The 18,912-nt window shown below is 71.4% G+C and carries 18 protein-coding genes; 8 read left to right on the top strand and 10 right to left on the bottom strand.

All coding sequences use genetic code 11. The features are described from left to right. Positions 1 to 26 precede the first annotated feature (26 nt). From GC203_RS01740 to GC203_RS01730, 3 genes are all read left to right on the top strand, one after another. Positions 27 to 356, top strand: a complete 330-nt coding sequence (locus GC203_RS01740; RefSeq protein WP_293450705.1) for a hypothetical protein — start codon at positions 27 to 29, stop codon at positions 354 to 356. A 177-nt stretch (positions 357 to 533) separates the two neighbouring features. Further along, positions 534 to 2,462 carry a CHASE2 domain-containing protein gene (locus GC203_RS01735; protein ID WP_293450703.1) on the top strand — a complete coding sequence of 643 codons (1,929 nt, stop codon included), beginning with the start codon at positions 534 to 536 and terminating at the stop codon, positions 2,460 to 2,462. Between the two features lie 64 nt (positions 2,463 to 2,526). Beyond that, on the top strand, positions 2,527 to 4,044 hold the full coding sequence (locus GC203_RS01730) for a sulfatase-like hydrolase/transferase (RefSeq protein WP_293450701.1): 1,518 nt from the start codon (positions 2,527 to 2,529) through the stop codon (positions 4,042 to 4,044). Here GC203_RS01730 and GC203_RS01725 read toward each other — a convergent pair. Together GC203_RS01725 and GC203_RS01720 are read right to left on the bottom strand one after the other, a co-directional pair. Then, positions 4,026 to 4,442 carry a VOC family protein gene (locus GC203_RS01725; RefSeq protein WP_293450699.1) on the bottom strand — a complete coding sequence of 139 codons (417 nt, stop codon included), beginning with the start codon at positions 4,440 to 4,442 and terminating at the stop codon, positions 4,026 to 4,028. The two genes, GC203_RS01730 and GC203_RS01725, sit on opposite strands and share 19 nt — an antisense overlap. Beyond that, positions 4,439 to 5,704 (bottom strand): 2,4-dienoyl-CoA reductase, encoded by a 1,266-nt coding sequence (locus GC203_RS01720; protein WP_293450697.1) that lies wholly within the window; start codon positions 5,702 to 5,704, stop codon positions 4,439 to 4,441. Before GC203_RS01720 ends, GC203_RS01725 begins: the two co-directional genes overlap by 4 nt. Positions 5,705 to 5,816: 112 nt before the next feature. On the opposite strand from GC203_RS01720, the gene GC203_RS01715 reads away from it, so the two are divergent. After that, entirely contained in the window at positions 5,817 to 6,710 is an 894-nt protein-coding gene (locus GC203_RS01715; protein WP_293450695.1) for a LysR family transcriptional regulator, read from the top strand. Positions 6,711 to 6,821: 111 nt separating this feature from the next. Here GC203_RS01715 and GC203_RS01710 read toward each other — a convergent pair whose 3' ends face one another. The 5 genes from GC203_RS01710 to GC203_RS01690 form a co-directional block, all read right to left on the bottom strand. Continuing rightward, positions 6,822 to 7,637, bottom strand: a complete 816-nt coding sequence (locus GC203_RS01710) for an NTP transferase domain-containing protein (RefSeq protein WP_293450693.1) — start codon at positions 7,635 to 7,637, stop codon at positions 6,822 to 6,824. Next, the gene (locus tag GC203_RS01705) at positions 7,624 to 8,646 is read right to left on the bottom strand and encodes a hypothetical protein (protein ID WP_293450691.1); all 1,023 of its coding nucleotides are present in this window, start codon (positions 8,644 to 8,646) and stop codon (positions 7,624 to 7,626) included. The genes GC203_RS01710 and GC203_RS01705 overlap by 14 nt, the downstream gene beginning before the upstream one ends. Before the next feature lie 187 nt (positions 8,647 to 8,833). Next, positions 8,834 to 9,976 (bottom strand): sugar-transfer associated ATP-grasp domain-containing protein, encoded by a 1,143-nt coding sequence (locus tag GC203_RS01700; protein ID WP_293450689.1) that lies wholly within the window; start codon positions 9,974 to 9,976, stop codon positions 8,834 to 8,836. A 41-nt stretch (positions 9,977 to 10,017) separates the two neighbouring features. After that, positions 10,018 to 12,399, bottom strand: coding sequence for an acyltransferase family protein (locus tag GC203_RS01695; protein ID WP_293450687.1), 2,382 nt, complete (start codon positions 12,397 to 12,399; stop codon positions 10,018 to 10,020). 136 nt (positions 12,400 to 12,535) lie between these two features. Continuing rightward, positions 12,536 to 13,816 carry a cytochrome P450 gene (locus tag GC203_RS01690; RefSeq protein ID WP_293450685.1) on the bottom strand — a complete coding sequence of 427 codons (1,281 nt, stop codon included), beginning with the start codon at positions 13,814 to 13,816 and terminating at the stop codon, positions 12,536 to 12,538. Between the two features lie 137 nt (positions 13,817 to 13,953). Between GC203_RS01690 and GC203_RS01685 the strand changes: the two genes are divergently transcribed. After that, a complete protein-coding gene (locus tag GC203_RS01685; protein ID WP_293450683.1) occupies positions 13,954 to 14,244 on the top strand; it encodes a DUF1330 domain-containing protein in 291 nt (96 codons plus the stop codon). 90 nt (positions 14,245 to 14,334) lie between these two features. Next, the gene (locus tag GC203_RS01680) at positions 14,335 to 14,868 is read left to right on the top strand and encodes a hypothetical protein (RefSeq protein WP_293450681.1); all 534 of its coding nucleotides are present in this window, start codon (positions 14,335 to 14,337) and stop codon (positions 14,866 to 14,868) included. 6 nt (positions 14,869 to 14,874) lie between these two features. Here the strand turns inward: GC203_RS01680 and GC203_RS01675 are convergent, their stop codons facing one another. Continuing rightward, positions 14,875 to 15,663 carry a hypothetical protein gene (locus tag GC203_RS01675; protein WP_293450679.1) on the bottom strand — a complete coding sequence of 263 codons (789 nt, stop codon included), beginning with the start codon at positions 15,661 to 15,663 and terminating at the stop codon, positions 14,875 to 14,877. A 333-nt stretch (positions 15,664 to 15,996) separates the two neighbouring features. On the opposite strand from GC203_RS01675, the gene GC203_RS01670 reads away from it, so the two are divergent. Then, positions 15,997 to 16,785: a PEPxxWA-CTERM sorting domain-containing protein gene (locus GC203_RS01670; protein ID WP_293450677.1), complete on the top strand. Its 789-nt coding sequence runs from the start codon at positions 15,997 to 15,999 to the stop codon at positions 16,783 to 16,785. 22 nt (positions 16,786 to 16,807) lie between these two features. Here the strand turns inward: GC203_RS01670 and GC203_RS01665 are convergent, their stop codons facing one another. Then, the gene (locus GC203_RS01665; protein WP_293450675.1) at positions 16,808 to 17,746 is read right to left on the bottom strand and encodes a phytanoyl-CoA dioxygenase family protein; all 939 of its coding nucleotides are present in this window, start codon (positions 17,744 to 17,746) and stop codon (positions 16,808 to 16,810) included. Continuing rightward, on the bottom strand, positions 17,743 to 18,021 hold the full coding sequence (locus GC203_RS01660; RefSeq protein WP_293450673.1) for a hypothetical protein: 279 nt from the start codon (positions 18,019 to 18,021) through the stop codon (positions 17,743 to 17,745). Before GC203_RS01660 ends, GC203_RS01665 begins: the two co-directional genes overlap by 4 nt. 206 nt (positions 18,022 to 18,227) lie before the next feature. Here GC203_RS01660 and GC203_RS01655 point away from each other — a divergent pair, with 206 nt between their 5' ends. Next, entirely contained in the window at positions 18,228 to 18,911 is a 684-nt protein-coding gene (locus GC203_RS01655) for a PEPxxWA-CTERM sorting domain-containing protein (RefSeq protein WP_293450671.1), read from the top strand. Position 18,912 lies beyond the last annotated feature (1 nt).

Genomic DNA, 18,912 nt, shown 5'->3' with positions numbered 1-18,912 from the left:
TCAATGTGCAGCTACGGGGGTGCGGGATGAGCAAGCAGCGTCAGCTCAGAGGCGTGATGATTGCCGGCGTCGCAGTTGTCGTCGCCAGCGGCGCCGGCCTCGGCCCAACTGCTTTTGCCGCGACTACGCAGCCCGTCACGGCGGACTTCCCAGCCTATTCCGGCGGCTATTGCGCCAAGCAGACCGCGAATACAGCGCAAGTTTGCCAGAAAATGGAGGCCAATTCCAAAGAGGAACTCAAGAAGGACTGGCCGAAACTGGATGGGGAAAAGCGGATCAGCTGCAAGACGCTTGGTATTCAGGCCGGGGAATCCTATTCTGTCACGCTGATGTGCGTCCGGCCGCAGGTCGAGTGAGCAGGCGGCCCGCGGCGCCGTAGCGCGCGCCGAGGCTCGATCGGCGCCAGCCTCCTTTCGTCGCGCCGGCCGGGCCGGACACGGTTCAGAACTATGTTATGTTGAGTCTTCGGCCTGGCGTTTGGTGTGAGGTCTGTTGCGCCTATGGGAGGCCGGGGATCGCCGCCTGACGCGATGATGCAACTGGACGCCGGCGCGCGGCTGCGCGTCAGCTGCGCCGGGCTCGTGGCGGCGTTGGCGGCCGCCATCCTCATGGCCTTTGTCGGCGGCGGCCTGCGCCAGTCGCTGTACGACGTCTATCAGCGGGTGCTGCCCGCGCCCGAGCCGTCGCACCGGGTGCACGTCGTCGTGGTGGACGCCGAGAGCCTGCGCGAGGTGGGCGGCTGGCCCTGGTCGCGCTTCTACCTGGCCCGGCTGATCGAGCAGATCGCCGACCGCGGGGCCGTCGCCATCGGGCTCGACATGCTGCTGGTCGAACCCGACCGGCTCGACCCGACGCTCTTCGCCGGCCTCTACACCGAGCTGCCCGCCCAGACCGCCGCCGAGATCCGCAAGCTGCCGTCCATGGACGCGATCCTGGCCCGCGTCATCGGCCGCAACCCCGTGGTCGTCGCCCGCGCGGGCGTCCGGCCGGGATCGTTCGACTTCCTCGACCAGGCCGCCGCGCCGCTTCCGCCCGAGGTGGCGTTCCGGGGCGAGGCGCCGGCCCGCGTGCTCACCTTCGCCACCGCGGTCTCCAACCTGCCGATCCTCGACGCGGCGGCCCTGGGCCACGGCCTCGTCAACGGCGATCCCGATCCCGACGGGCTCGTGCGTCGCGTGCCCCTCGTCGCCCGCGCCGCGGGCCCCCTGACGCCGGGGTTCGCGCTGGAGATGGTCCGCGTGGCGACGGGCGCGCAGCAGGTCGAGCTCGTGGGCGATCGCGGCCGGCTTCGGGCCGTGCGCGTGGGCCGCCGGACGATCCCCGCCACCGACGACGGCCAATTCCTCATCCGGTTCGGCGACTGGCGGCGCACCCAGACCACCTCGGCCGTCAACCTGCTGCGCAAGGGCGCGCCCAAGGACCTATTCAAGGGCCAGATCGTGCTGGTCGGCCTCACCAGCGCCGGCGTCGCCGAGCAGGCCAGCACGCCGCGGGCGCGGGCGGTCACCGGCGTCTTCGTCCAGGCCCAGGCGGTCGACGCCATGCTGCGCGGCGCCGGCCTCGTCCGCCCCGGCTGGGCGCCGGCCGCCGAGTGGGGCCTGGCCCTGGTCCTCGCCCTGGCGGCATGGTGGGCGCTGCCCCGGGTGTCGTTCGTGGTGGTGGGCGCCGTCGCGGCGGCCGAGCTCGTCGCGGCCTTCGCGGGCAGTGCGCTCGCCTTCCAGGAGGGCTGGCTGGTCGATCCGATCACGGTCCAGGCGCTGGCCACGGCCACCCTGCTGACCATGGTCACCATGCTCTACGTCGAAGGCCGCCGGCTGCAGGCCCGGCTGCGCCTCGACCTCGACGCCGAGCGCGACCACGCCGCCGAGCGCCAGCAGCTGCTCATCAACGAGCTGAACCACCGGGTGAAGAACACGCTCGCCACCGTGCAGTCGATCGCCGCCCAGTCGTTCCGGCCCGACCGCAGCCCCGCCGAGGCGGGCGAGGCCTTCGTCTCTCGCCTCATCGCGCTCTCGACGGCCCAGAACCTGCTCACCGCCGAGCGCTGGGAATCGGCCGACTTGCTCGACGTCGCCCGCGTGGCCGTGGCCCCCTTCGACGACGCCGACGGCGCCAGCTTCACGATCCAGGGCCCGCCCGTGCGCCTGGAGGCCAACCATGCGCTGGCCATGGCCATGGCCCTGCACGAGCTGGGCGTGAACGCCTCGAAGTACGGCGCCCTGTCCACCGTGGGCGGCCGCGTGCGCGTCTCCTGGAAGCGGGTGGGCGGCGAGATCCATTTCGTCTGGCAGGAAGCCGGCGGGCCGCTGCTGTCGCCGCCGACCCGCCGGGGCTTCGGCACGCGCCTGGTCCAGGACGCCCTGGCCCGCGAACTGGGCGGCCGGGTCTCGGTGGAATACCTGCCCGAGGGGCTGCTCTGCGAGATCGACTTCCCGCACACGCCGCCGCCGCCGCCCGCCTGAACTGGACCGCCCGCGCGCGCCGTGGTGTCCTCCCGGTCCGCGGGCACGGGGAGCGTAGCAGGGCATGTCGGTCAGCAACCTCGATCGCCGCGCCGTCCTGGCCACGGGCGCCGCCGCGCTCGCGGCGGGTGGGGCGGCGGCCGCGCCGCAGCGGCCGAACCTGATCCTGTTCTTCACCGACGAGATGCGGGCCGACGCCCTGGGGTGCTACGGCAATCCCGTCTGCAGGACCCCCAACTTCGACCGCCTGGCCCGCGAGGGCGCGCGGTTCGCCAACTGCCACACCCAGTTCACCGTCTGCGGCGCCTCGCGCTGCAGCCTGCTCACCGGCTGGCCCGCCAGCGTGCGCGGCCACCGCAGCCTCTACTACTTCCTGCGGCCCGACGAGCCGAACATGTTCCGCTACCTGCGCCAGGCGGGCTACGACGTCTTCTGGTTCGGCAAGAACGACGCCCTGGCCCAGGCCAGCTTCCCCGACAGCGTCACCGAATGGCGCGCCAATCCGCCGCCCTCGCCGGGGATGATGAAGGCGCTGGGCGCAGGGCCGCTCACCCCCGGCGCCATGTCGATGCTCTATCCGCCGTTCGGCGACCGCACCGAGACCGGCGACTACGTCAACGTCCGGCGCGCCATCGAGGTGCTGGAGCGCCAGGCGCACGAGCGGCCGTTCTGCATCTTCCTGCCGCTCAGCGAGCCGCATCCGCCCTATTCGGCGCCGACCGAATTCAACGACCTCTACAAGCCCGGCGAGGTGGGCCCGCTGGTCCCGCCCGGCCTGCCGAAGAAGCCCAGGTTCCACGCCGACATCCGCGAGGCCTACGGGCTGGACAAGCTCGCCGACGCCGACTTCCGTCGCGTGCGCGCCGTCTACTACGGCCAGGTCAGCTATTCCGACTGGCTGCTGGGCGAGCTTATGGACGCGCTCCAGCGCACCGGCCGCGACCGCGACACCGCCCTCTTCGTCAGTTCCGACCACGGCGACTACGCCGGCGACTACGGCCTGGTGGAGAAGTGGCCCTCGGGCCTGGAGGACTGCCTCTCTCACGTGCCCCTGATCGGCCGCATCCCCGGTGGAAAGCCCGGCGTGGTCGAGCACGGCATGACCGAACTCTACGACCTGATGGCCACGATGCTGGAGCTGGCCGGGACCCGGGCCGCTCACACCAACTTCGCCCGCAGCCTGGTTCCCCAGCTCATGGGCCAGCCGGGCCGCCCGCGCGAGGCGGCCTTCACCGAGGGCGGCTACAACCTCAGCGAACCCCAGGCCTTCGAGCCGGTCGTCGAACTGGCGCTCTACAAGCCCAAGACCCTGCTCCAGCACACCCACCCGGAGGCCGTCTCGCGCTGCGCCTCGGTGCGCACCGCCACCCATCGGCTGGTCGTGCGGCCCCAGGGCCAGGGCGAACTCTACGATTGCGCCGCCGATCCCGGCCTGACGCACAACCTGATCGACGACCGCGGCGCGGCGCACATCCGCGCCGACCTTGAGCGGCGCCTGGTCGACTGGTACGTGGAGACCACGGGCGTCCCCCCGCTCGACAAGGACCCGCGCGGCCTGCCGCCCTATCCGCCCGCGCCGTAGTTCAGCTCCACGACCACGCCCGAAGGGTCGGTGACGAACACCTGGCGCAGGCCCAGCGCCGGGACCGTGCGTTCGACAAAGTCGACGCCCAGCCGCGTCAGCCGCGCCCGCAGGCGCGGCCAGTCGTCGGCAAGGAACGCCACGTGATCCACCGCGCCGCCGGTCCCGCCGCCGCGATCGCCGAGGTAGGCGCTCAGCGCCTCGTCCGTCCCGTCGTCGCCGATCAGGTGGACGACGCCGAAGTCGGCCTCGTCATCGCCCAGATAGAGCCAGGCGCCGGGGAAGGGGAACGGCGGGCGGCTCCCGTCGCGCAGGCCCAGGACCTCCGCGTAGAACCGCCGCGAGGCGGCCAAGTCGCGGGCGCGGATCGAAACGTGGGCCAGCCGGCTCAGGCTCATTCCGCGGCCCCCGCCGCCAGCAGGCCGCGGCGTTCCATCAGCGCCCGGGTCATCGCCGCCTCCAGCGGGGCGAAGCGGGCCGCCGCCTCGGCGCCATCGAGCGTCAGGTCGGGGTCCAGCCCGTCGCCCAGCCGTTCCAGCTGCATGTTGAACCAGCCCAGCATGTGCAGCAGCTCCAGGCGCGCCTCGGGCGCCGGGGCGGCCTCGATCTCGCCGGCCAGCAGCCGGGCGGGCGTCTCGGGCGCGGCGATCATCGGCCGGCCCAGGCCCACCACGTCCAGCTCGCCCGCCGCCAGCGCTTCCGCCATCACCAGGCGCGTGCGGAAGCCGCCCGTCACCATCACGGGCATCCTCGCCGCGGCCCGGGTCGCGCCCGCGAACGCCAGGAAGTAGGCCTCGCGCCGCGCCGTGCTGGCGGCCTTCCCGTCGGCGCCTTCGTCCTTCACCGCCACGCCGACGACCTTCGGCTGCTCCAGCGAGCCGCCCGACAGCTCCAGCAGGTCGAGGCCGGTGTCGTTCAGCATCCGCACCACCTCCACGCTGTCGGCGTGGGTGAAGGCGCCCTTCTGGAAGTCGGACGCGTTCAGTTTCAGCCCGATGGGGAAGGCCGGCCCCACCGCCTTGCGGACGGCGGCGACGACGGCCAGCAGGAACCGCGCCCGGTTGGCCAGGCTCCCGCCCCAGCGGTCCTGGCGCCGGTTGGTGTGCGGGCTCAGGAACTGCGAGATGAGATAGCCGTGGGCGCCGTGCAGGATCACGCCGTCGAAGCCCGCCGCCTTGGCGCGGACGGCGGCCTCGGCGAACTGGTCGATGGCGTGGCCGATCTCGGCCTCGGTCATGGCGCGGGGCCGGGCGAAGGCGTAGCCGGCGCCGCGCATCACGTCGATCTCCACCGCCGAGGGGGCCAGCGGCTCGGGGTTGATCGCGGCGATCACCTGGCGGCCCGTGTGGCTGAGCTGGGCCCAGAACTGGGCGCCGCCGACCTTGCCCGCCGCCGCCATGCGGGCCAGCGCCGCCATGCCCGACTCGTCGTCCAGCACCACATTGGCCGGCCGCTCCAGGTGCCAGCGGTCCACCTGGATGTTGCCCGAGAACAGGAGCCCCGCGCCCGAGCGCGCCCAGCGCCGGTACAGCGTCTCCAGCCGCTGCGTGGCGTGGTTGCCGGGATCGGCCATGCCTTCGCTCATGGCGGCCTTGGCGAGACGGTTCGGCAGGACGGCGCCGCAGGGCAGGGCGAGCGGGCTGGCGAGGGTCGAGATCATCCGAAGCTCCGGGGTCTGGGCCCCGAGGGGCGGTCCGCGCTTCAAGCTGGTGCTTCGCCGATCAATAGAGAATAATCCAATGGGGAGACGCATTATCTTCTGGAAGTAGAGAATGCTCGACGACCTCAACGAGCTGCGGACCTTCCAGCGGATCCTCGCCACGGGCAGCCTGTCGGCGGCCGCGCGCGAGCTGGGCGTGGGCTTGGGCGTGGTCAGCAAGCGCCTGCAGACCCTGGAGCGCCGCACCGGCCAGCGGCTGATTCACCGCACCACCCGCCGTCTCTCGCCCACCGCCGAGGGCCTCGCCCTGCTGGCCCACGTCGACCGCGTCCTGGAGGAGCTGGCCGCCGCCGAGGCGCAGCTGGCCCACGGCCGCGCCGAGCCGCGCGGCCTGTTGCGGGTGGCCGCCCCCGTGTCGTTCGGCCGGCTGCACGTGGCGCCGGTCGTCGCCGACCTGGCCGCGCGCCATCCCGGCCTCGCCGTCGACCTGCGGCTCAGCGACGAGGTGGTCGATCTCGTGGACCAGCGCATCGACTTGGCCGCGCGCATCGGCGCGCCGCCCGACGGCCGCGCGGTCGCCCGCAAGCTGCTCGACAACCGCCGGATCATGGCCGCCGCGCCGGCCTATCTCGACGCCCGCGGTCGGCCCACCCATCCGTCCGGGCTCGGCGAGGGCCACGCCTTCCTCCGCTATGGCGAGGGCGACGATCCGTGGCGGCTGGAGGACGGCGCGGGGGCGGCCGTCGAGGTGGCCGCCCCGGCGCGCCTGCGCTCGGCCAACGGCGACGTGGTCCACGACTGGGCCATGGCCGGCCACGGGATCATGCTGAAGTCGCGGGTCGACGTGGCGGCCGATCTCGCCGCCGGACGCCTGGAGCAGGTCGCGCCGGGCTGGGCCAGCGGGCCCGCGCCGGTCTACGCGATCTTCCCTTCGAAGGCGCAGCTCCCGCTCAAGACCCGCGCGCTGCTCGACGCCCTGGTCGCCCGGCTGGCTGGGGGGTTCTAGGGCCTTCCCGGATCAAGTGGAATCACTTGATCCGGACAAGAAGGCTCGATCTTCAAAAGTGTCGAGCCCGTCCGGGCGGGTGAACCGGTATCCACTTCACCCTGACGGGCTCTAGGCGGCCGCAGCGGCCACGGCGGTGGCCTGGCGCCGCCGCAGGATCGTCTCGGCGCAGGCGTAGGTGCGGGCGTTGTCCACGTCGATGGCGTGCGAGCCGTCGGCCAGGATCACCGGCTCGACCTTCAGGCCGAAGCGGCGCGAGACGCGGGTCAGGGCGCCGCGCAGCGTCAGCCGGGCCATCAGCATCAGCGCCAGGTTGACGGGCCCCAGCGCCATGACCATCCGCAGCGGCTTCTTGGCGAACTGGCCCCCGCTGCGGAAGCTTTCGGCCGCCGCCAGCGCCTTCGGCCCGGCCAGGGCGTAGAGGTTGCAGTTGGAATAGGCCGCGTCGGCGAAGCGGTAGAAGCGGCGCTGGCCGTCGGGATGGGCGGTCTTCACCGCCGCCTCGGTCGCCATCGCCAGGGCCACGTCGGCGCCGCCCGCCAGCGCGTCCAGGATCTCGCTCACCGCGCCGGGCGTCAGCAGCACGTTGTCGGCGGTGGTGATCAGCATCGGCCCGTCCACGCCTTCGGCGGCGGCGTAGACGCTGTCGGCGAGGTTGTCGGCGGCCGGCGCGAACTCGACCACGGCGCGGCAGCCCGCGAGCGCGGCGGCCATCGCCGGCATGGTTTCGGGCTCCACCACCACCCGCAACCGCGTCAGCCCGGGCGTGGCGGCCAGCGCCTCGGCCACGTGGCGCGCCAGCGGCTTGCCGCAGAGGGGGACGAGGTTCTTGTTCGCCACCCCCGCCTCCTCGACCAGGGCGTCGGTCCGGCCCGCCCGCTGGCCCGCCAGCAGGATGGCCGTGAAGGCCGCGTCAGGCCGCGACATCGATCCGCCGGCCCTGGAGGTCCTGCCGCCGCAGGCTCTCGGCCAGGATGGTCTCGATCAGCTCGGGGTGGCTCCAGCCGATCTGGCCGGCGGCCATGGCGATGGTCTTGCGGGACCAGAGGTTGCAGTTGAGGTTCACCTCAAGGAACAGCACCTCGCCCGTGGCCGCGTTCAGGCGGAACTCGAAGCGGCCGTAGTCGAAGGGCTCGAACTCGGCCATCAGCTCGCGCGCCGCGGCCTCGACCAGGGCGGTGCGGTGGGCGTCGGCCAGCGGCCGGATCTCATAGGCCTGCTCGCCGCCCAGGCTGCGCTTCTCGGCGTAGGTGCGCAGGCGCTCGGGGTCCTGCTGCTCGACGATCTGGGTGGGCAGGATGAACGGCGCGCCGTCCACGGTGATCGCCGAGACCTCGATGTCGTGGCCGGGGATGAAGGCCTCCACCAGGGCGTCGTGGCCCTGGGCGTGCAGGCCGGCGACGGCGGCCTCCACCTCGCGCCAGTCGCCGGCGTCGCTGACGCCCCAGCTCGCCGAGGAGGCGTTGGGCTTGATGACCAGGTGACGCCCGCGCGGGCAGAGCCGCGGGTCGACCGGCGCGCCGCGGCGATAGACGGTCCAGGGCGCGGTGGCCACGCCGCGCGCCACCGCCACACGCTTGCTCAGGTGCTTGTCGTCGGCCAGCCCGCGCAGGATCGGCGAGGCGCCCAGGTAGGGCAGGCCCAGCCGGTTGCAGAGCAGCGGCAGCAGCATCTCGGAGTTCAGGAAGCCGCCCCGGTTCAGCAGCGGAAAGACGAAGTCGGCCTTGGGCGGGTCGAACAGCACCCGGTAGTCGTCGGCGATCGCCAGGTTCAGCCCCATGGCCTCCAGCGCCAGCCGCATCTCGCGGTGATAGACGGCGTGGTTGCCGTCCTCGGGGTGCAGGCCGCCGTTCCAGCGCGCATGCTTGGCGATGAACAGCACCCGCAGGTCGCGCTCAGCCGCAGTGAGCGCCCGCGGCGCCACAGCCCGGTTCATGGTCTCACTCCCCCGCATCATCCAAGCGCGACCCGGGCCGGATCGGCGGCGGATCGCCCTCGGATTCGAAGGTCCGGGTCTCGTGAGTTCCGGCCGGGCCGGCTTGTGGCCTGGCCGGGCGGAGCCTCGCCGCGCTCCAACACGAGCGGACCTGTCCTTGAGGTAGACTGCGCCTGTGACGGGGCCGCTAAGCTTTCGTTGCAAGATGATGAGCCAGCAGCGCGCCGTAGCGGCCCTGGGCCAGCCCGCGCCGCGCCGCCCGCTGCGGCATCAGCACCCCGGGCTTGCCGTTGCCCTCGATCAGCAGCGGCCCGTCGGGCGTCAGCGCCACATCCCAGCCGATGAGGGCGTAGTCTGAAAAGGCCTCGCCGTGGGCGCGCCGCGCCAGCGCCAGGGCGGCGTGCCAGTCGGGCAGGCTCCGGCCCGTGATCGCCCCGCTGGTGACGGGGTGGACGTCGTGGTCGCCGCCGCCATAGCCCTTGCACGCCGGCCCCAGCGTCCCGGTCTCCAGATCGACCGCCGCGATCAGCCCGCCGGCCTTCATGTTGTCGACGCACGCCGTCTCCACGGATGGGAAGCGGAAGGTGGCGCTCACCGCCTCGGGCCGGCCAGCCTCGTCCAGCATGGTCACGATCCGCACCGTGGGCAGGGCGTTGAGCGCCAGGTCGGCCAGGGCGGGATGGGCCGCGACGCGCGGCTGGACGATCAGCCTCGCGCGGCCCGCGCCGGCCAGCTTCGCCCGCAGATCGGCGGCGTCGGCCACGGCGCCCAGCATCCGCACCCCGTCGCCGCCCTCGCCGTCGGCCGGCTTGGCCGCCAGCGCCCGGCCCGCCGGATCGGCCCGCACCTCGACGTGGCCCCCGGCCGCGACGGCCACCGTCTGCGGATGCGGCAGGCCCGCGGCGGCGCAGCGGTCGTGGAAGCGCGCCTTGTCGGCCAGCGCGCAGTCGCGCGTCCAGCCTCGCGGATTGATCTGCTTGTTCAGCGCCGCGTCCTCGAAGCGGCGGATGTAGGCGCCTAGCGCCCCGGCCTCGTCGATGCGGAAGAGGGCGATGTCGTTGGGGTCGGCGAAGCGGGCGCGGGCGATCTCCACCGCGCGCCGCCGCCAGGCCTCGTCCAGGCCGAACTTCCTCTGCACCTGCCGCGCGCGCCAGGGGATCCAGGCCCGGAAGGCTAGCCCCACCGCCGCGTCCAGCGCCGCCCGCGCCGGCCCCCGCGCCTTCGCCCGCCGCGCGTAGTGCGGGCCCAGAACCTCGGCCGCCACCGGCCGGCCCACGCCCGGAAAGATCGCGTAGGCCTTCTTCAGGAAATAGAGGCGGTCGTAGCCCATCGGGCCCGACCGCTAGCAGCGGCGTGTGACAGCTTGGCGTGTCATCGGACGTAGATCGCGCCCGCGGGCAGGCGGGCCGCCTCGACGTGCTTCAGCACCACGCGACCACCCTCCAGCTCGATCACGGTGTCGCGGCCCGCCTGGCGGATGCGAAAGGCGGTCCCGGGCTCCAGCTCGACCCGGTCGCCCTCGGCCGCGCTGAAGTCCTCGATCAGATCGAGCCCCGATCCCGCGAAGGCGTGGAAGGTGTCCGCACCGCGGCCGCCCGCGAGGGTGTCGTCGCCGCGGTCCCCGGACACCCAGTCGTCGCCGTCGCCGCACTCGATCCGGTCGTCGCCCTTGCCGCCGCGAACGGTGTCCCGGCCGCCGTAGGCCTGGATGGTGTCGGCGCCGTCCTGGCCGAGGATGGTGTCGTCGGTCTCGGCGCCGTCCAGCCGGTCGTCGCCGGGGCCGCCCGCGATCACCCGCACCGGCGCGCCCGGGCCCGGCCGGACCTCGCGGTCGCGGGCGGGCTCCCATAGGCCGGGGTATCGGCGCCTGAGTTCCGCGCCGTACCGGCGCGAGCCCTCCAGCGTGAAGTGCTGGTTGTCGAAATAGAGGTACTGGCCGCTTGGCGAGAGCACGTCGCACGCCAGCTGCGGCCCACACTGGACGTCCAGGGTGCTGATGTAGCGGACGCCGGGAAACCGGGTCCGCGCGAAGAACGCCTTGAGCGCCCGGTCGCGCCTGGCGACCTCCGGCCTCTGGTATCGCCGCGAAAATCCGTTGATGCCGTTCACGGTGGCCAGGTGCTGGCGCTGGGCCAGCTTGGAGATCGTCAGCACGTCGTCGGTGAACTGCATCTGGGGACCGAACACGTAGATCGGCGCCGCCGTCCTCGCGCGCAGGCGTTGGAGCATGTCGGCCAGGCCCGCCTCGTCATAGCCGCCCCAGCGGTCGTGCAGATAGACGGCGTCGGCGGCCGTCAGGTTCCGGCTGGCCAGGACCGCCTTCAGGCGCTCGGCGCAGTGCGGGGCGTCCGATGGCGACACCGCCTGCCGGCCGAAGTTGAAGCACTGCCAGTCCGTTTCCACGAGCGCGATGTCGCTGAAGCCCGCCTGCGAATTCACGGCGTAGGCCAGGTCGTAGGCGTGGGAGTCGCCGACCACGAGCAACTGCCTGGCCGCGTCGGTCGACAGGTTCACATCCTTCGCCGGCAGGGCGCGCCAGTAGCGGCTTCGCTCGGCCATCAGCTGATCCGCGGTCAGCAGGGCGTAGGGGAAGCGGTCGGGCAGCCCGTCATTGGCCCGGATGTAGAGCGGCAGGCCCAGGAGCGCGGCGCTCGCCAGCGCCGCGACGGCGGTCGCGGGGCGGTTCAGCCGGTCGAGCAGCCCGCGAAAGCCGCGCTCCAGCAGGAGCCAGCTCGTCGCGCCGATGGCCAGGGACGCCGCGACGATGGCGCAGGTGATCGCCGGGGTGATCGGGATCCGCGAGATCCGCAGGAAGCTCACGATCGGCCAGTGCCAGAGATAGATCGAATAGGAGCACAGCCCGACGAAGACGAAGGCCCGGGTCGAGAGCAGGGCGGTGACGAGGCTCGGCCCGAACAGCGGCGCCGCGATGATCAGCGCCGCGCCGAGGCAGGCGGGGAGCGCCGCCAGTCCCGGGAACGGCGATCGCGCGTCGAGCAGAACCGCCGATCCCAGGATCAGCGCCAGGCCCAGGACCGAAGCGGCGTTCGCCGTCGCCGCGCTCGCGCGCCGCGGCCGCCAGGCCATGGCGAGAAGCGCGCCCGCCAGGAACTCGCAGGCCCGCGAAGGAATGAGGAAGTAGGCGGCGGTGGACCGGAGGCTCACTTCGTATTGGGCATAGGCCAGCGAGGCCAGGGCGAGCAGCGCCACGAGGCCGATCCGAAGCCGGCCCGAGCGGAGGCCGAGGAGGACGGCGAGGGCCGCCGGCCACAGGAAATAGAACTGCTCCTCCACCGAAAGCGACCAGACGTGCAGGAGCGGAAAGGCGGTCGCGTCGGCCGAGAAATAGCCGCCCGTCTTGAGCCAGAAGAAGACGTTGGAGGCGAAGCCCGCCGCCCACAGCGCGCTTTCCGACAGCAGCGAGTAGTCGCTGGGGATCAGCAGCCGCCAGCCCACCGCCAGGGTGGCCAGGATCATGGCGTAGAGCGCCGGCAGCAGCCGCTTGGCGCGCCGCCAGTAGAAGTCGGCGAAGCGGAACCGTCCGGCCTGCCGCTGAGCCGCGATCAGCGAGGTGATCAGGAAGCCGGAGATGACGAAGAAGACGTCGACCCCGACATAGCCGCCCGACATGAACGGCGCGCTGGCGTGGTCGAGCACCACCAGCATCACCGCGACCGCTCTCAGGCCGTCGATGTCGGGGCGGTAGGCGATGTCGCCGGAGGCGCGGCCGGGCCGACGCGTCGCGGCGTCCAAATTCACCCCTACTCGGAACACCCGGACGCCCTGACAGATCGCGACGAACCTCGCAACCTGAGCACGATGTCCGGGTCGGAGTCTCGCGGAAATAGGGCGTCGCGGCCGGGGAGGCCCCAGGCGCGCCGCCCGGCGACTAGTTCCGCTTCGGGATCACCACCGGCAGGGTCTCGTAGCCCTTCACGAAGGTCGAGTAGACGCGCTTGGGCTCGCCCGCCAGCTCCACCTTCGGGAAGCGCTTGAGGATCTCTTCCCAGATGATGGTGAGCTGGAGTTCGGCCAGGCGGTTGCCCACGCAGCGGTGGATGCCGAAGCCGAACGAGATGTGGTGGCGCGGCCGCTCGCGGTCGATGATGTACTCATCGGGCCGGTCGATCACGGTCTCGTCGCGGTTGCCCGAGACGTACCACATGACCACCTTGTCGCCCTTCCGGATCGTCTTGCCGCCGACCTCGCAGTCCTCCAGCGCCGTGCGGCGCATGTGGGCCAGCGGCGTCTGCCAGCGGATGGTCTCGCTCACCATCGAGGGGATCAGGCCGGGGTTGTCGCGCAGCTTCTGGTACTGGTCGGGGTTCTTGTTGAGCGCGTAGATCGAGCCCGAGATCGTGTTGCGGGTGGTGTCGTTGCCACCCACGGTCAGCAGCACCACGTTGCCGAAGAACTCGCGCGGCTCCATGTCGCGCGTCGCCGGGTGGTGGGCCAGCATCGAGATCAGGTCGAAGTGCGGCTCGGCGTTGATCTTCTGGTTCCACAGCCCGGTGAAATAGGCGTGGTACTCCTGGAAGATCGCCATCTTCTGCTCGAGCGTCTCGACGATCGCGCCCGGCATCGGGGCCGCCGTCACCACGTCTGACCAGTAGGTGATCTTGCGCCGGTCGGCCTGCGGGGCGTCGAACAGCGTGGCGAGCGTCATCGCCGTCAGCTCCTTCGAAACCAGGTCGACCCAGTCGAACTCTTCCCCGATCGGCAGGTTGTCGAGGATGCCCGCGGCGCGCTCGCGGATCAGCGGCGCCATCTCGGCCAGGGCGTGGGGCGCCACGGCGGGCTGGACGGCCTTGCGCTGCACGTCGTGCTTGGGCGGGTCCATGGCGATGAACATCGGCAGCGGGTCCATGTTCTGCTGGCCGCCGGCGATGGTGATGCCGCCCTTCATGAAGTCGGACGAGAACACCTGGTGATTGGTGTCCACGGCCATGATGTCGGCGAACTTGGTGATCGACCAGTACGGGCCGAACTCGTGCTCGGCGCAGTAGTGGACCGGGTCCTCCTTCCGCAGCCGCTCGAAGTAGGGCCACATGGCGTCGGCCTGGAACAGCTCGGGCTGCGCCGGGTTCAGCTTGTCCAGCGGCAGCGAATAGGCGTCGTGCCGCGCCTGTTCCTTGGTGATCCGCGCCGCTGCGTGTCCGTCGGCCGCCATGCCGTTATCCTCCCGGTCGTTGCGGCGCCAGTGAACGCCGATAAGTTCGATTTGAACAGGGGTAAGATCGTCACGTCTTCCCCGGATTGGGGGCGCGGCCGCACCCGCGTCGCCCTGGCCACGAGGAGGCGCCCAAGATGACGGCCTATCTGGTGCTCGACCTGACGGTGAACGACCTGCGGGGCTTCATGCCCTATGTCGAAGCCATCCCCGCCTTCATCGCCAAGCATGGCGGGCGCTACGTCTCCAAGGGCGCCGATCCTGAGGTGATGGAAGGCGACTGGACGCCCCAGCGTGTCGTGATCCTGGAGTTCCCGTCGCGCGACGCCGCCAAGGGTTTCCTCGCCGACCCCGACGCCCAGGACCTGTTCGCCCGGCGGCATCGCACCACCACCAGCCGGCTGGTGCTGGTCGACGGCGAGGCCTGAGCTGACGCGAAACCGCGCTCGCGTCGGAAAGCGCGCGTCGGCGACCCCAGCGGGCTGGACCGTGCGGCGGGCCCTGCCGATGGTCGGCCCATGCTGAACCGTCGCCTCCTCGTCGCCGGCCTGGCCGCGCTCGCCGCGCCGCTCCCCGGCCGGACCGCCGAGCCCGTGAAGATCGCCTTCGTCGACACCGGCAACACCGGGCGCAGCCTGATGGCCGAGACCCTCGCGCGCGCCGAGGCCGCCCGCCGCGGGCTGCCGGTGGCGCTGATTTCGCGGGCGGTCGATCCCGACCCGTTCGACGAGGCGCCCGAGGCCAACGCTCAGGCGCTGCTGGCCGCCCGGGGCTTCGACGTGTCGGGCCATCGGGCGCGGCGGCTTGAGCCGGGCGACGTCGCCCACGCCGACCTGGTGCTCACCATGACGGATTCACACGTGGAGAAGGTGCTCGCGCTGGCCCCGCAGGCCGCGGGCAAGGTCTTCACCCTGGCGCGCTACGCCACCGGCGCCGACGAGCCGATCCCGGACGCCTGGGGCAAGCCCATGGCCGCCTACGAGGCCGTCATCGCCCAGCTCGACCGCCTCGTCCCCCTGGCGCTCGCCAAGGCGACGGCGGGCCGGACCTGAGCTTCGTCAGCGCCCCGCGGGCGGCGGGCCGGGCGGCGGCGGGAAGTCCAGCGGCGCGACGGCGGCGCCCGGCGAACCCGCGACAACCGCGCGATAGAGGCCTTCGCCGACCGGGCTGTAGGTGATCGCCTCGGTGACCACCAGCACGCCGGCCATCGCCGCCAGGCCCCAGAGCCAGGCCGGATGGACCCGGCCGTTGCGCCGCGCGTCCCAGGCGATGCCGGCGAGCGGGAACAGCATGCAGGCCGCCAGGGTCGCCTCCCACGCCCAGGGCGCCAGAAGCGGCAGCGGCAGCAGCCGGCCGAAGGCCGGGCCCAGCAGGATCGACATGGCGCAGAAGTGCAGCCGGCGGTGCCAGTCGGTCTGCCGCCGCAGCAGGATGGCGGCGGAGGTCAAGGCGATGAAGCCCAGCAGCGAGACCGGGTCGAACACCAGGAACTGGAGCGGCTGGAAGAAGAACGGAACCGCGCCCCGGCGCAGCATGGCCACGGTCACCATGCAGCCCAGGATCAGCATCGGGACCATCCACGCCGCGCCGATCCACCCCAGGCGGCGGTGCAGGTCCGTCCGGCCGGTCGCCGCGAAGCCGTTCTGCAGCACGTAGAGCGTGACCCAGCCCATGAACACCAGGGCGTGGGCGTGCACCAGCGGCGGCGAGGCGAAGGTCGAGCGGCCCATGGCGAGCTGCAGCGAGAACCCCGCCGCCACGGTCATCGCCATGACGATGGCGCTGGTGAAGAAGAAGCGTGAGTCGTCGCCCGCAACCGCGCGCGGCCCGTCGGCAATCGTCGCCATGTCGAAGTCCCCCCGGATGGTCGCCGAGAAATACCGCGAACGTGGTTTTGCCGCCAGAGGATCTCGAGCTCGCGCGTGAGGCGCCAGGGGTCGCGAGATACGTTTAGATTCAACGCGATCGCCCAGTTCGCGCGGCGCGGGAACAGACCTCGCTGCAGCGTCCTCAAGCTCCCTGCTCGAGCCGCGTCATCAATGGCGTGACTGTGAAGGATCCTATCCTCCACAGGCGTCGCCAAGTCGCCGCTGAGTTGAATCCTTTGGTGGAGTCCGCATGGGTGGCTAGGCTGCTTGTTGGGTCGCGAAGACCGTGGGGGACTTTCTGTGTCGAATAGGGTGCTTTGCGCCGCCGGCGTGGCCGCTGGTGGATTGTTTGTCTTGCTATGTGGTCCTGCCAGCGCCGCGACGGCGATCTCTGGCTCTGTCGACGCTGCGGTCATGGCCACAATGGGCTACGGCCCGGCGGTGACCGCCTCCGATCAGCATACGGATACGGCCGCTGGTCTACCCGGCGCTCTCTCCACTCAGGCTCACACGGTCGCCGAATACAATGGCGACACCGTCGTCGTGGACGTCGCGAATTCGGCCGCGTGGCAAGACGCCGATCACGGCCAGTTCGCCTTCAGCGCATCCTGGGATTTTTCGTTCACCCAGCCTTCGACTGGAAACGAGACGGCGCAATTTGGATTCCATCCCCTGTTCACGGGTGACTGGACATATGTCTTCACGGCGAACCGCGATGGCGAAATCGTCTTCGACTATGACCTCACCAGTACAGGCCAGACGTTTGGCATCGGGGGGTGGAGCGTGCGGTGGCGGCGCCAGGGCGTCCCTGGAACGAACGGCGAGTTCCTGACAGGCAACATCTTGATCGATGACCCCGACGGCTTCGTGCAGGTTCAGGGCAGCCATGCCGTGGAACTGGCTCAAGGCGAGACCTACACGTTTTGGCTTGAGAACAACGGGAACGTCAGCAACGGTAGTGAAACTCGCGCCGCAGCGACTAACGGAACGATCAACTGGCACATCTCCGGTGTGCCGGAGCCGACGACCTGGAGCCTGATGATCTTCGGCATCGGCATGGCGGGCGCCGCCATCAGGTCGAAGGTGAAGCTTCGCGCTTGACGCTGAGCCTCGACGTCGCCCCTCAGGCCCCCTGTTCGAGCCGGGTCATCCAGTAGTCGGCGTCGAAGTCGGGCTCGCCGCTGAGGTAGCGCCACAGCTTCACGCGGTTCACGTACTCCAGCCGGCCGGTGTCCTGCTCGAACCAGGGCTCGGGCGTGGTCAGGATGGCGGCCACGGTGTCGGGCTCGGGCAGCGACTTGCGGAAGAAGATCGGCCGCTGGGCCGGCTTTCCCTCGGGGGGGCCGATGTCCCAGCGCCGCACCTGCGAGCCCGAGGCCTGCATGCGGATCTTGAACATGGTGCGCGTGCGCTCGGCCTGGTTCACCCCGCCGCCGTGCCAGACCCCGTGGTGCAGGAACAGCAGCGTGCCGGCCGGGCAGACCATGTGCTGCTGGCCCTTGATGTTCTGGTAGCGCCCCAGCGCCACTTCCGAGACCTTGCGCAGATGGGTGCCGGGGATGAACCGGGTGCCGCCCATCTCCCGCGTCACGTCGTGCGGGTAGTACATCACCTGCACGTCGAACGCCTGGCGCGGGTCGATCGTGGAGTCCTGGTGGGTGTGCTGGCTGACGTTCTCGCCCTCGCGGTGGTAGGCGGGCGGGAAGGTCACGTGCAGGAAGTGGTGGTCGAAGATCGGATCGTCGCCCAGCAGGCTCTCGATCGCCCCGCGCACCAGGGGCAGGTCCAGGATCCGCGCCAAGGCGCTGCCCGGGGCGTAGGCGCTGGCGAGCGGGACGCCGGCCGGCACCTCGGGGATGCGGCTCTGGGCCAGGGTGCGCATGTAGGCGGCGAGGTAGTTGCCGCCCGCCTCGGCGTCCGGCGGCTGGCCGGCCTCCTCCAGGAACTGGCGGTTGATCTCGTCGGGCACGACGGCGTCGAAACGGAGGAAGCCGCGGGCCACGAAGCTCGCCATCTGGGTGGTGGAGAGCAGGGGCAGCTTGTTGTCGAGAATCTCGCTCATTGTGCGGTCTCCGCGAGCTGCTCGAAGAAGAACTCGTACTTCAGATAGGCCAGGTCGAACTCCTCGCCGCGGTGGTGCGGGAGCAGTTGCGAGGCCTGGAACAGGCGCCATCCGTCCTTCAGGGCCGCCAGGCCGGTCGGATAGGGCGGCTCGTCCTGGTCGCCCGCCATCCGCAGGCGCTCGCCGGTTCCATCGTAGACCGCCCAGCCGATGGTGGGCGAATCCAGCGCGCTGTTGGCCAGGTACAGCACCATCACCTTCTGCCGAAGCGCCATTGACCCGTCCCCCCGCGGCCGCCTTGCGGGCCATCGTTGCGGCGAGAGTTCGGCGGATCGCCCCGGCGCGCAAGCCTGACGCCACGTCAGACGTCGGACGCCGGGCCGATTGTATCGCCCTACGAAATTCTACTCAGAGGGGAACCGCGTTGTCTCCGTTCGTCGAACACGTTCACTGTGCGCGTTCGCTGAATTTGGGGGACTGGATGAAGACGATTTTCGCCGCCACGGCGCTCTCGGCGGCCATGCTCGGCCTGGCCGCCGGCCCGGCCGCCGCCGACATCATCGGCGGGGTCGACTTCCCGCAGGGCGCCATCTCTTTCGCCGACGAAGTAATTTCCTACGCCCCGGGGCTGGAGGGCAATTCGCCGACGACGCCGAACCAGGGCGCGTTCAACGCGCTGGGCGTCCCGGACTACGCCGGCCAGGTCAATTGCACGGTGCAGACCGATTGCCCGTACGTGACCCTGGGCGTGGGCGGCCAGCTCGTCCTGAAGTTCACCGACAACGTGCTCACCGGCAGCGGTGACTCCGCCTTCGACCTCTGGATCTTCGAGGTGGGTCCCGACGTGGAGGACACCACCGTCGACGTCTCGGTCGACGGCCTCACCTGGCTCTCGGTGGGCGGCGTCGGCGGCTCCACGGCGGGCATCGACATCGACGCCTTCGGGTTCGGGACGGGTTCGGCTTTCCGCTATGTGCGCCTGACCGACGTGGCCAGCGAGGGCGGCACGGGCGGCACGACGCCGGGCGCCGACATCGACGCGGTGGGCGCGATCAGCACCCGCCCGGCCTCCACCGTGCCCGAGCCGGGCGCCTGGGCGCTGATGATCCTGGGCTTCGGCGGGGCCGGCGCGGCGCTGCGCCGCCGGCGTCCCGCGCTCGCCTGAG

It is taken from the genome of Phenylobacterium sp., from assembly GCF_016124325.1.
GTDB lineage: Bacteria > Pseudomonadota > Alphaproteobacteria > Caulobacterales > Caulobacteraceae > Phenylobacterium.
Note: the sequence above shows the minus strand (reverse complement) of the source record. Positions and strands in the feature narration are given on the sequence as shown.